The organism is Nocardia africana NBRC 100379 (genome assembly GCF_001612635.1).
GTDB lineage: Bacteria > Actinomycetota > Actinomycetes > Mycobacteriales > Mycobacteriaceae > Nocardia > Nocardia africana.
Genome location: NZ_BDAV01000006.1, coordinates 15015 through 27390 on the forward strand (window position 1 = coordinate 15015; position 12376 = coordinate 27390).

Annotated in this window: 8 protein-coding genes; 6 read left to right on the plus strand and 2 right to left on the minus strand. The window is 61.6% G+C overall.

The genetic code is table 11. From position 1 onward, the window contains the following. The first annotated feature begins 5 nt into the window (after positions 1–5). The 4 genes from NA3_RS08170 (at position 6) to NA3_RS36735 (ending at position 9368) form a co-directional block, all read left to right on the plus strand. A complete protein-coding gene (locus tag NA3_RS08170; protein WP_062962981.1) occupies positions 6–2891 on the plus strand; it encodes a helicase-related protein in 2886 nt (961 codons plus the stop codon). Positions 2892–2893: 2 nt separating this feature from the next. Continuing rightward, positions 2894–7510 carry a DNA methyltransferase gene (locus NA3_RS08175; RefSeq protein ID WP_062962982.1) on the plus strand — a complete coding sequence of 1539 codons (4617 nt, stop codon included), beginning with the start codon at positions 2894–2896 and terminating at the stop codon, positions 7508–7510. Between the two features lie 207 nt (positions 7511–7717). Beyond that, a complete protein-coding gene (locus NA3_RS08180; protein WP_062962983.1) occupies positions 7718–8596 on the plus strand; it encodes an HAD family hydrolase in 879 nt (292 codons plus the stop codon). Positions 8597–8615: 19 nt separating this feature from the next. Continuing rightward, a complete protein-coding gene (locus NA3_RS36735) occupies positions 8616–9368 on the plus strand; it encodes a hypothetical protein (protein WP_157126538.1) in 753 nt (250 codons plus the stop codon). A 138-nt stretch (positions 9369–9506) separates the two neighbouring features. On the opposite strand, the gene NA3_RS08185 is transcribed toward NA3_RS36735, so the two are convergent. Continuing rightward, positions 9507–10076 carry a flavin reductase family protein gene (locus NA3_RS08185; protein ID WP_167354971.1) on the minus strand — a complete coding sequence of 190 codons (570 nt, stop codon included), beginning with the start codon at positions 10074–10076 and terminating at the stop codon, positions 9507–9509. Further along, positions 10060–11553: a helix-turn-helix domain-containing protein gene (locus NA3_RS08190; protein WP_084491391.1), complete on the minus strand. Its 1494-nt coding sequence runs from the start codon at positions 11551–11553 to the stop codon at positions 10060–10062. The genes NA3_RS08185 and NA3_RS08190 overlap by 17 nt, the downstream gene beginning before the upstream one ends. Positions 11554–11802: 249 nt before the next feature. On the opposite strand from NA3_RS08190, the gene NA3_RS08195 reads away from it, so the two are divergent. After that, positions 11803–12063 carry a hypothetical protein gene (locus tag NA3_RS08195; RefSeq protein WP_128145160.1) on the plus strand — a complete coding sequence of 87 codons (261 nt, stop codon included), beginning with the start codon at positions 11803–11805 and terminating at the stop codon, positions 12061–12063. Positions 12064–12207: 144 nt separating this feature from the next. Next, on the plus strand, positions 12208–12351 hold the full coding sequence (locus NA3_RS37590) for a hypothetical protein (protein ID WP_167354972.1): 144 nt from the start codon (positions 12208–12210) through the stop codon (positions 12349–12351). The last annotated feature ends 25 nt before the right edge of the window (positions 12352–12376 follow it).

A 12376-nucleotide genomic window follows, 5' to 3' on the forward strand; every position in this document is an offset into this window, starting at 1 on the left:
TGTCGATGACCACTGTCGAACCGCCCGATACCTTCGAGGTAGCCCCCGGCTCGATCGTGGTGGTCCGCGATGAGGAATGGCTGGTGACCTCGGCCGAGCAGGGCTCCGATGGGTGGGTGCTGCGGGTGCGTGGGCTGTCGGAGCTGGTCGCCGACACCACCGCCACCTTCTACCGCAGTCTCGACGACATCGAAGTCCTCGATCCGGCCAAGGCGCAGGTGGTCCCCGACGGTTCCTCCGGCTACCGCGACTCCCGGCTGTGGCTGGAGTCGCTGCTCCGCAAGACACCGTTCCCCTATGGCGATCAGACGCTGACGGTCTCGACCCGCATGCTCGCCGACTCCCTCGGCTATCAGCGTGCCGCGGTGGCGAAAGCTCTGGACCCGCAACATATTCGACCGAGAATCCTGCTGGCCGACGCCGTGGGCTTGGGTAAGACCCTCGAGATCGGCATGATCCTGTCCGAGTTGGTCAGACGCGGACGTGGCGAGCGCATCCTGATCGTCACCCCGCGCCACGTCCTCGAGCAGATGCAGCACGAACTGTGGTGCAGGTTCGCGCTGCCGTTCGTGCGTCTCGATTCGGCCGGCATTCAGAAGGTCCGGCAGAAACTGCCCGCGACCCGCAACCCGTTCACCTACTACAAGCGCGCGATCATCTCGATCGACACCCTAAAAAGCCCCCGCTACAAGGCACATCTGGAACGCCAGCACTGGGATGCGGTGGTGATCGACGAGTCGCACAACCTCACCAACGTCGGCACGCTCAACAACGAGCTGGCTCGCATCCTCGCGCCGAACACCGAGGCGCTGATCTTGGCGTCGGCGACTCCGCACAACGGGCGCGAGGAGTCCTTCGCCGAACTGCTGCGTCTGCTGGACCCCACCGCGGTCCCGGCCGACGGTTCGTTCACCAAGGACGACGTGCAATCACTGCTGATCCGCCGACATCGCCATCATTCCGAGGTAGCCGCGGAAGTCGGTAGCGACTGGGCCGAACGCGCCGAGCCGGTGCACCGTCTGGTGACGCCCTCACCCGTGGAAGAGCTGGTGGCGCAGGAGCTTTCGCAGGTATGGCTCCATCCCGAGTCTGGCCGCTCGCCGTACTCGGGTGAAACGAAGGCATTGTTCCCATGGACCTTGGCGAAGGCATTCCTGTCCTCCCCCGCGGCCCTCGGCGAATCGATCAACCAGCGCCGCAACAAACTCCGGGAGAACGGCGGCCCGCACACCCCCGAGCAGCGCGCCGAGCTGGAAGCATTGAACCGGCTCGCCGATCTCAACGACAAGGCCTTCACCGAATCCGCCGGCAAGCAAGCAGCCCTCGTCGATCGTCTGCGCGAAATCGGAGTCGGTCCGAAATCCGACACGCGCGCAGTGGTTTTCGCCGAGCGCGTGGCGACCTTGAAATGGCTCACCGACCTGCTGCCCACGGCACTGGGCCTGAAGCCCGAGGCGGTCGCGATGCTGCACGGCGGCCTCTCCGACGTGGAGCAGCAGCAGATCGTCGACAGCTTCAAACTGGAGACCTCGCCGATCCGCGTGCTGGTCACCGGCGACGTGGCTTCCGAAGGCGTGAACCTGCACGCACAATGTCACCACCTCATCCACTACGACATTCCGTGGTCGCTGATCCGCATCGAACAGCGCAATGGCCGTATCGACCGCTACGGCCAGAAGCATCCGCCGGTGATCTCGTCGCTGATTCTGGAGCCCTCGGATCCGGAGTTCTCCGGCGATCTGCGGGTGCTGTCACGTCTGCTGGAACGCGAGAATCAGGCGCACGGCACCCTCGGTGATGTGGCGTCGCTGATGGGCAAACACAGTGTGGGGGAAGAGGAATCGGCGATCCGTGACGTGCTGGCCGGGAAGTCCAGCTTGGACGAGACGGTCCGCGACATCGAGCAGGTGGCCGAAGGGAACGATCTCGACGCCTTCTTCGCCCAATTCGATCTGACCGACGACGAACCCGAAACCCTCCCCGAGGAACCGCGCCACAGCCTGTACGCCGATGACATCAGCTTCCTGGACGAGGCGTTGCGTGCCGCATTTCACGACGTCCCGCACGCGGACCCGGCCGCCGGTGGCGTCGGCTGGACGCGGCACACCAATCACGGCATCGCCGAGTTGATTCCGCCCCGCGATCTCAAGCAGCGGCTGGGCCAGCTGCCGCAGAACTATCTCACCGACGGCCGCGTGCTGGAACGGTTGAAGCTCGCCACCTCCCCCGCCGTCGGAGACGCTCAATTGCGTGCGGCGCGAGAAGGCAAGGGCGTCAACGACACAACGTGGCCGGAGGCGCATTTCCTCGGCCCGCTGCACCCGGTCCTGGACTGGGCGAGTGATCGCGCGTTGAGCGCCTTGGGGCGCAACCAGATCTTCGCCATCCGCGGCGGGGTCGACGCGGTGACCGTGCTGCTGATGGGCACCCTGATGAACCGGCGCGGCCAGCTCGTCTCCCGAGTCTTCTCGACCGCCGAATTCCCCAACCCTGCCAACCCGACCTTCTGCCTGGTGGAACCGATCGAGGATCTGAACTTCCTGACCACCGACACCGGCCTGCGGCCCGGCACCTCGAATCCGGGGCCACTCCAGGACCTCGAAGAACTGCAACCCCTCATCCCGGTGGCGGTCCGTGAGGCGGCCCAGTCGATGAAGGTGGTTCTCGATGAGCAGAAGGCCTCCGCGCAGGAGCGCCTGAACGCCTGGCGGCAGCGCGCCGACCGCTGGCACGCCGGAGCCGAACAGCTGGAGCTGTTCAGCGGCCAGAAGAAGAAGGTCGAGAAGCTGTCGCAGCGCATCCTCGAGGAACAGCGTCTCGCCGAGTCCCTCGCTCCCACACAGCAGTTGGTGCGTCCCCTGCTCGTGATCGTCCCCGAAAAGGATCAGTGACCATGCCCTCTTTCGATTCCATCGTCGTCGGCGAGGATTGGATCAGCGAGCACTACTTCACCACCGATTCGGTGAAGGAGTCCTTCCACGGCAAGGTCCTGGAGCTGCGCAAAACTTGGGACGCCGAGGCCAAGGAGGGCCGGCCAACTGTCCGCAGCACCCTGCTCGCGGCCGCCCGCGACCTGCAAACCGCACTGGCCGCCCTCGCCGAGGACCCCGACGCCGCCCCCAAGGCCCACGCCCAGGTCCGCGCCGCCTTCGGCTACCAAGGTGAACTCACCCCGTTCACCGCCGAGCGCGCCGGCTCCGAACTGGAAATCCCCGACGGCCAGCTACCCGACATCTCCGATGTGCTGTTTCTGCAAGCCAACCCGGTCAACTCCCTGGAGGATCTGCTGGCGCCGGAAACCGGCCTGCTGATCACCCCGGCCACCGAGGACGGCAAACCGATCGAGTCGGCCTCGAAGGCAGTATCGGCCGCCTTCCGCTCCGACACTCCCCCCGCCTTCGCGGTGGTCCAAGCCGGCCAATGGCTGCTTCTCGCCGAGGCCGAACGCTGGGCCGAAGGCCGCTACTTGGCCGTGGACCTGCTGGTCGTGGTCGAACGCCGCCACGAGGCCCGGGGCGGCGAAATCGACCGCGCCGCAGCCATCTTCGGCTACCAATCCCTGAAGGCCGACGCCGACGGCAGCATCTGGTGGACCGGCGTCCTCGAAGATTCCGTCAAACACACCGTCGGCGTCTCCAAGGACCTCCGCGAAGGCATCCGGCTCTCCATCGAAATCATCGCCAACGAGGTGGTGCGGCGACGCCGTGAGCGTGAGCTCACGATGGACGGCATCGACGGCAACGAACTGGCCAAACACTCGCTGCGGTTCCTGTATCGAATCCTGTTCCTGCTGTATGCGGAAGCCTCGCCGGAGATGCAGGTGCTCCCGACCGGTGCCGCGGAATATGAAGAGGGATACGGCCTCGACCGGCTGCGCGAACTCACCCTCACCGAACTGGTCTCCCACCGCGCCCGCAACGGGACGCATCTGTACGACTCGCTGAAGAAGCTGTTCGACCTAGTTGATCGCGGTCATACACCCGCCGTGCGGGAGAACGTTCTCGACGATCCGGCTCCGGGTCTCGAATTCAACCCGCTGCGCGCGGACCTGTTCTCCCCCAAGGCAACCGCGCTCATCGACGCGGTGGGCCTCGGCAACGAAGCCACCCAACGCGTGCTGGAACACCTGCTGCTCACGAAGGAGTCGAAAGGCCGCAAGGGCGGCGACCGCGGTTTCATCAGCTACGCCGAACTCGGCATCAACCAGCTCGGGGCGGTGTATGAGGGTCTGATGTCGTACACCGGGTTCTTCGCGGAGGAGGACCTGTACGAGGTCGCTAAGAACGGTGACCCGGAGAAGGGGTCGTGGGTAGTTCCCGTCGGCCGCGCTGACCACCTCTCCGAATCCGATTTCGTCCGCGCTGAAGATCCGGATACGCATGAGCTGAAGCCGGTGATCCACCGCGAGGGCACCTTTGTCTTCCGCCTCGCCGGCCGGGAGCGGCAGCAGTCGGCGTCGTACTACACGCCTGAGGTACTGACGAAATTTGTTGTGTCGCAAGCGTTGGAGGAACTTCTCGACCAGAACGACACTCGCACGACCGCCGACGAGATCCTTCAGCTCACTATCTGCGAGCCGGCTCTCGGGTCCGGCGCGTTCGCCATCGAGGCTGTGCGGCAGCTGGCCGGTGAATATCTGACGCGGAAACAGGAAGAGCTCGGGGAGCTGATCGAGGCGGATCAGTATCCGGTTGAGCTCCAGAAGGTGAAGGCGCACATCGCCCTTCACCAGGTATACGGAGTCGACCTCAATGCAACCGCTGTCGAGCTGGCCGAAATCTCGCTGTGGTTGGACACGATGGTCGCCGGCCTACAGGCCCCCTGGTTTGGCCTGCACCTGCGCCGCGGCAACTCTTTGATCGGCGCCCGTCGCGCGGTATACATGCCGAACGAACTCGCCAAGAAGGCATGGCTCAAGTCCGTCCCCAAAGACGTGCCGCTCGGTACCGAGATCGGTGCGGGCATCCACCACTTCCTGCTCCCCTCCGAGGGCTGGGGCGCCGTGGTCGATACCATCGAAGCCAAGACCTACGCACCCGACCAACGCGAAGCCCTTCGGTTGTGGCGCAACGCGATTCGCACGACGCCCGCGAAAGACCAAGTCGGCAGGTTGCAGGGCCTCGCGCAACGCGTGGAGACCCTATGGGAATTCGCCCAACGCCGCCTGACCATCGCGGAATCCGAGATCCGGCGCGACATCCAGTTGTGGGGTTCCGAGCCCTCGCCCCACACGCCAGCCGTCACCCGGGAACAGATCGAAACCGTCCTCAATGACCCCGGCGGCGTCTTTCAGCGGCTGCGACGAGCAATGGACGCCTGGTGCGCATTGTGGTCCTGGCCGCTCACCACCGAGATCGCCCCGCCCTCATGGGACTCCTGGATCGGCGGAATGGAAGCAATCCTCGGCCAGGTCCCCCACGGCAAAACTCCGAACGTGCCCAAACACAAAGCACTGTCCGCGAACCAGATGAACTTCGGCTGCGACCTTGACTGGAACGGCCTCGATCAGGCCGAAGAAGTGGACCTCTCCTTCGCCGGCGCCCGGCCAATCGAGACTGTGCTCGATCGCTACCCGTGGCTCACCGTCGCCGCCGATATCGCCAAGCGGGACGGCTACTTTCATTGGGAACTCCACTTCGCGCCCGTGTTTGCGCGGGGTGGTTTCGATCTTCAAGTCGGTAACCCGCCATGGGTACGACCGGATTGGGATGAAGCCGGGGTGCTGGCAGAATTCGATCCCTGGTGGAGTTTGGCCCACAAGCCCTCGGAGCGGGCGAAGGAGGCGAAATTGGCAAATGCAGTCGCCAATCCGTTAATCCGATCAACACTCCTCGAAGAACGCGCCGACCAGGCAGGTCAAAGCCAGCATCTTATCTCAAGCGTCGACCGACCAGTTCTAGCTGGAAGGGCAGACCTATTTCGCTGCTTCATCGAAAGAATATGGCGGTCGTCGTCTCTGCGCGGAATTTCCTCCTTGATCCATCCCGAGGGACATTTCACTGATACCCGGGCAACTGCTCTTCGTAGCGCCAGCTACAGGCGCTTGAAACGCCACTGGCAATTTCGAAACGAGCTGTTATTGTTTTCCGAAGTCGACAACAATAAGCAATTCGGGGTGCATGTTTACGGTGAAGAGTCCGCAGTAGATTTCCTACATGGCTCAGCTTTATACCACCCCGAAGTCGTCGTCCGGTCGCTTCTACATAACGGCGACGGCCCCATGCCCGGCGTAAAGGATCCCGATGGATACTGGGACCTCCGACCTCACGCGCACAGGATAATCAGAGTTGATAAAATTGAACTTGCCAAGTGGGCAAATCTTATAGACGAGCCCGACACGCCAGCAGCCGAAGCTCACATGCTCTATCTCGTAAACAAGGCAAGTTCAGACGTCATAGACAAAATTTCTGCTGCTCCCAACATTATCGGGTCCGGATTCAGGTGGACAACAGGGTGGATCGAAACCACCGCCCGCCGACTCGGATATTTCGAGTCCCGCTCTGCGATACCTGAGGCCTGGTCCAGTGTAATTCTTCAGGGTCCTCATCTAAACGTGGCCTGCGCAGTTCATCAGCAGGCTAATCCCACGATGCGAAGCCAGAACGACTATTCAAACATCGACTTAACTGCCATTCCCGAGACGTTCATACCCAGGACAAACTATCAGCCCTGCCGGCCAGAAACCGAGTATCTCGCCGGCTATCCGCAATGGGAAGAAATCCCGAGTTCAGCGTTCTTCAGAATAGCGTGGCGCGAATACAGCAACATCGGGCATGTTAGAACGTTAAAATCCGCTCTCCTCCCCCCTGGTCCTACTCATGTTCACGCAATTCACACTTTAGCTCTGCCGGAGGATCATAGGAGCCTGGTAGTACTCGCAGGCACAAGCCACTCGATCGTTGTGGACTTCATGATCAAAGTCATCGGTAGCGCACACATTAAGCCCTCAACCTGGCTGCAACTCCCATTCCTCAAAGGACACCTACTCGAACCCCAATTGATCCTCCGAACGCTGCGCCTCAACTGTCTAATTTCACCCTTTGCACCACTCTGGGAAGAGTTGTATTCCGAAATCTGGAAACAAGACTCCTGGGTCCCCGGCATCGCAACCACATATGCGGGAAAACCAGAACTCGGCGCAGTAGGCTCAGACTGGAGCTGGCGCACCCCACTTCGCACGGATGCCGACCGCCGACAAGCCCTCGTCGAGATCGACGCCATAGTCGCCGTCATGCTCGGCATAACCGCCGAAGAACTCCTAACCATCTACCGAACCCAATTCCCTGTTCTCCAAAAATACGAACGGGAAGCCCTCTACGACGCCACTGGCCGCCAACTCCCCACCAAACTAGCCTCCGATTACCGCAAAAGGGGCGGCCTCTCCCCGTCCGATCTATCCATCGACGGGATCATCTACGAGGAACCGATCAAAGGTGCTGACCGTGAACAAGATATGCGCCGAGCGCACGAATACTTTTCAGCGCGGGCAAATTCAGCCGATACTATCTGACAGCAATTCTGCGCAACTTCAATAGGTCCCAAACTTGCCATTAATACAAATGACAGATACAAGAGACCGGGATAGGCAGTCAAAATCACCGACCGAACGCCGACGAGGCTGTCCCTCGCTACACTCTCTCACAACAACCCAGATGATCGGCACGGACCACCTGCGCTTTTGTCAACGTGTCAGTGGCAAACCGTATGCTCCCTCTCCATGGCCACACCTAATCGTCGTCTCCTGATCACGGACCTGGACAACACACTCTGGGACTGGTTTCATGCCTGGTACGAGGCCTACTCTGTGTTAATTACCGAGGTGTCAAGAAAGAGTGGCCTGTCGGAAGACAAGCTTGAAAGTGAGATCCGCACGGTACATCAGCGCCGAGGTACAAGCGAATACTCAAACCTACTCGACGAGATTCCTTCCTTGGTAGCTGCCGCGGCACCTACAGCTCCCCACAGGCAGTATAAAGAAGCACTCCACAGCTTCCGATCTCGGCGAAAAATCGAGACCAGACTGTACCCGCGTGTCCTGGACACGTTGATCAATCTTCGATCGCACGGTATCACTATTGCCGGATACACCGAGTCCCAAGCGTTCTGGACTGCCTGGCGTATTAAGCACACCGGGCTTGACGGCATTATCGATACTCTGTATTCCGCCGAGGATCACGATCTTCCCGAGGGGATGAGCATCACCGATCTCCGGACGGGATATATCGACAAGGACAGTTACGACCTCAAGAAGACCACTCACCGGCATACCCCGAAGGGCGCAACCAAGCCGAGCCCGGCTATCCTTCGGTCCATTCTCGATGACCAAGGCGCATCGCCGCACGAAGCCGTGTACATCGGCGATAGCCTTATGAAGGATATCGCAATGGCCCAGGCAGTCGACGGGGTGCTGGATGTCCATGCCAAGTACGGCGAAGCGCAGAATCGGCCAGAGTACGACTTGCTCCGCCGCGTCACCCATTGGAAAGACGAGGATGTGGAACGCGAGCGACAGCTTTCAGCTCGACGAGGATCGGTCCGCCCTTCACTTGTGTGCGCTCACAGCTTCAACGAGGTGCTGCAAGCCTTCGAGGCTTGACTCGCGCTATCGTTTAGGTGTGCCCGATGATTCTTCAGCCACTGCCTCCTCCCCTGATTCCGACGCTCAGCCACCCGAGAGACTCAAACTCGCAGAACAAGTCGGCTTTTATATCGACATATGGAAGAAGTCTGTTGACGTACAGCAACACTTCAACGACATACAGTGGCGCATCCGCGGTCTCGCCCTCACCGTGGCGACGTTCACGCTTGGCGCAGCTGGCATCGCTGCGAAAGATAGTACGCGCATCGGTATAATCAGCCTCGGCGCACTCATTGCAGCCGTTGGACTGCTACTATGGTATGCATTCTATTTCGTCGATCGCTACTGGTATCACGTTTTCCTGAAGTCATCTGTGTCCCAGGGGCTTGAGCTTGAGCATGCGATCGCAGATTTTCTACCCAAAGCTCAGCTTACGGAAAAAATCAAGTCCGACAGCAGCAGCGTTTACCCAGGGGCCTTCGCTAATCGCACATTTCGTCTCGGGTTGTTCCTGAAACTCCCGCTGAAGGCGCTCGGAGAGGAGTCCACAATGGACTCCACCCGGCGGCTCAGTTGGTTCTACGTGGTTGGATCGATCCCATTCCTAGCGGTGGCCATGGTGCTGCAAACCAGCGCTATAGTCGCAGTCGCCAGCGAAACCCCGTCACCTACTGTAAAGGCAGTCCCTCAAAAGCCAAAAGATGAGACGCCGGCCGTACCGGTTTCGTCGGCCACTGATACGCCATCCTCGACTTCCCCTGTTGCCGGGACTCCCGCACCACGTCGATGATGTGACGATGCCATTACTAGGAAGGTTTTGATCCTGACGGAAGCGGTCGTCTGCGAGGATATACCATCCAGCTCAGACAGATTGTGGACTATCGGTGATGACGTGGCGCAGTCCTGCGATAGCAGGCAGATAAGGCGGTCAATAGTATTCCGCTGCGATCACTGCCTTCGACGAAGTCGTAAAAAGATTCCCGGTCTGCTGCATCAGCGGCTGCGTCGCGGTCGCAGGTTTGCCCTCCGTCGTGAGGTACTCCGAGTTGAACCACACCTGCTCCACCTCACCGACCGTGATGCCGTGGTCACCGTTCAGATCGATTCGCGCCACCACTCGGCAACTCAGCGAACCGATCCCGGAGGGCACGATCGGTCCGTAAGGCGAGGCGTTGTAGTCCAACTCTAGGCCGCACGATGCCAACTTCTCGACCGGATCCACCACCGGAAACTTCGAATAACGCGCACCCAATTTCCACACCGACTCCAGTTGTTCAATGGTCGGCACCGTCACCGTGAATCCGTCTGCCACCATCAAGTTCTCGGACGTCCGCCACTGTTTGAGCACGGCTATCCCCACCTGCTGCGGCTTTGTGGACACCGATGTCAGGTTGGACACGGGGATTAGGTTGGCAATGCTGTTCTGGTCCTTCGTGCCAACCAGGTAGGCGATGCGCGGCGCAAGTAACCGGTGTGCCATATCAAGCGAGCCTGTCATCCTCCACCTTCGCCATTGTCGTATCCACCGCGAACGATCGGATCGCATCCTGCATCATTCGGCTATCGGCACTGCCCGCCGTTGGGTGAGCCGCCAGATCGCGCTGTATCGCTCGGAGTGCGACGTGAAACTGCGGCAGACTCTGAACCACTGGGACTTTCAGCGCGGGCAGCAAAGTATCGAAAGCTGCGCGCGGACCTTCGAGGTGTAGCCGCGCCCGGGCCAGATTCGTCTGTGCCAGCGTGAGCGTGACCGGCCAGGACGAATCGAAGCTCGGCCCATAGCAGCCGATCACAGCCTCCGCCTCCCGCGCGGTATTCGTCCAATCGCGTAGGCTCGCGAAAGTCGTTGCGTCGTAGTAGTGCTGGCGCGCCGACGAGAAAGTAAAGATCGGACCGAGATCGGCCAACTCACCCACGCCGGACAAGCGTTCCCGTTGACTTCGAGCCGCATGCAGCGCCGCCAACGCCGATTCGCGATTGCCGCACTGCGCATGAGCGCGCGCTTCGAGGCCGTCCGACCGCAGGCCCGCGACACCGTACTTGGCGCCAGCCCTGTCGGTCTCGCGCAAGACCTGCGCGGGTCGACCCCACCAAGAGGCAATCATCGCCCGAGTGCAGTACACCCAGGACAGAAGTGAGCGGTGGCCGGCCAGTTCGGCGAACCAGGTCGCGGCCCTCGTCTGTGTCATCGCTGCCTGCGGCTCAGCGAGATCGTGGGAAACTGATGCCAGCAATACGCAGGTAGCCGAAAACAGGACGTAGAGATCACGAAGATCTGCGACGCGGCCCGTCCGGTGGATCGCTGCTGCGATCTGATCACGCAGAACAGTGAGCCGAACGAAGGTCCGCGAGACATCCGGATCGACCGCATACTCCGATGCCAGCCGATACAGGTCTGCGGCCGCATCGTGAAGCAAATCCGGATCGACGGGCGGGCGCTCTATTGTGCTCATCATCTCGGCGGACTCCCGCGCGGCATTGTTCACCATGCCAGCGACGCCGACGCCACCGGACATTGCGGAAATGCCGAGCACGCGCAGCGCTTCTCGACGGTTCGTGGGATCACCTCCATCGTGCAAGTCAATTCCTAGTTCCACGCCGACGCGACCATCCGGAACGGCGTCGGCGACGGTGACCCCGCCTCCGCTTTGGGAGCGGAAGTCCGATGTAACCGGCGGAGCAGATGTGTCACCTGGAGGACCACCGTCAGCTCCGGAGTGCCGTGTCCTCCACGCGGACTTTCTCCGGATTACCAGCTGATCGAAGCGCGCCTTCTGCTCATCATCGAGTCGTATGTATGCGGTGTCCATGCACTCGGCGTACTTCGCGCCCAAGGTGATGTCGGCACCCCTGCGTTCCCATTTGCCGACCGCCTCCAGCGAACACCCGATCCGGTCGGCGAACTGAACCTGCGTGTCCCGCAACGCCGTACGCAGTGCGGTGACCTCGAGACCGGTCCACGTGACGATCGTCATCTCTCGGGGTTCTCCCCTCCGCTGTAGTACCGCCAGGGTACGGGCTCAGTACGGGTCCGGTGCGTCGTTCCGACGCGGCGACACGGCAAAGCTGGAAGCAACCAATTACCGCACACCGCACAGGCGCACGCTCGACTTTCGCCCCGACAGATTCCGGAGCCGACCGCAATGCCCACACCTGCCACGAGTGCCCGTGAACCGATCGACGCGGAGCCGACCCCGACCGGCGGCCACCCGGTCGAGGAGTGCATGCGTCATGACCTCCCGAAACTTCCCGGGCGCACGCACATCCGGTCGATGGCGGCCACCCTGCGCCTGTGGCACACCCGCAACCGCGACCTCCTCGAGCGCGTCGCCGCCGGCCTCCGTCACCTCGATTCTCCGGCGCGTTGCAAGAGCACCGAACCCATTCGCGGGCGAGCACACGCCATCCATGTGCTGGCCGATCACGCCAAGCACGGCTGCCTCCGGTTCCGGCTCGCAGCACAGTACATCGAGGCCGCGCAGTGACCACCGCTCGATCCCGAAATGTGAAGGGCCAAGCGCTGTGACGAACTCGGACAAGCCGACACGAACGCCCGACTTCCACACCGGTCCGTTGGCCGTACCGGAACCATTCGGGCTACCCGTCACCGATCACCACCGCGTCCCGCCATGACCACCGCGCTCGCCCATGCGGTGATGCAGCGACACATCGACTGCCCCATCGACGTCTGCCCGATCAAGCGGCAAGCCAAAGCCCACCTCGTCACCGCACAGCGCATGGTCCCGGCCGACCGACCGCACATGGGCTACTGACCGAAACCACGGAGGAGTACATGCT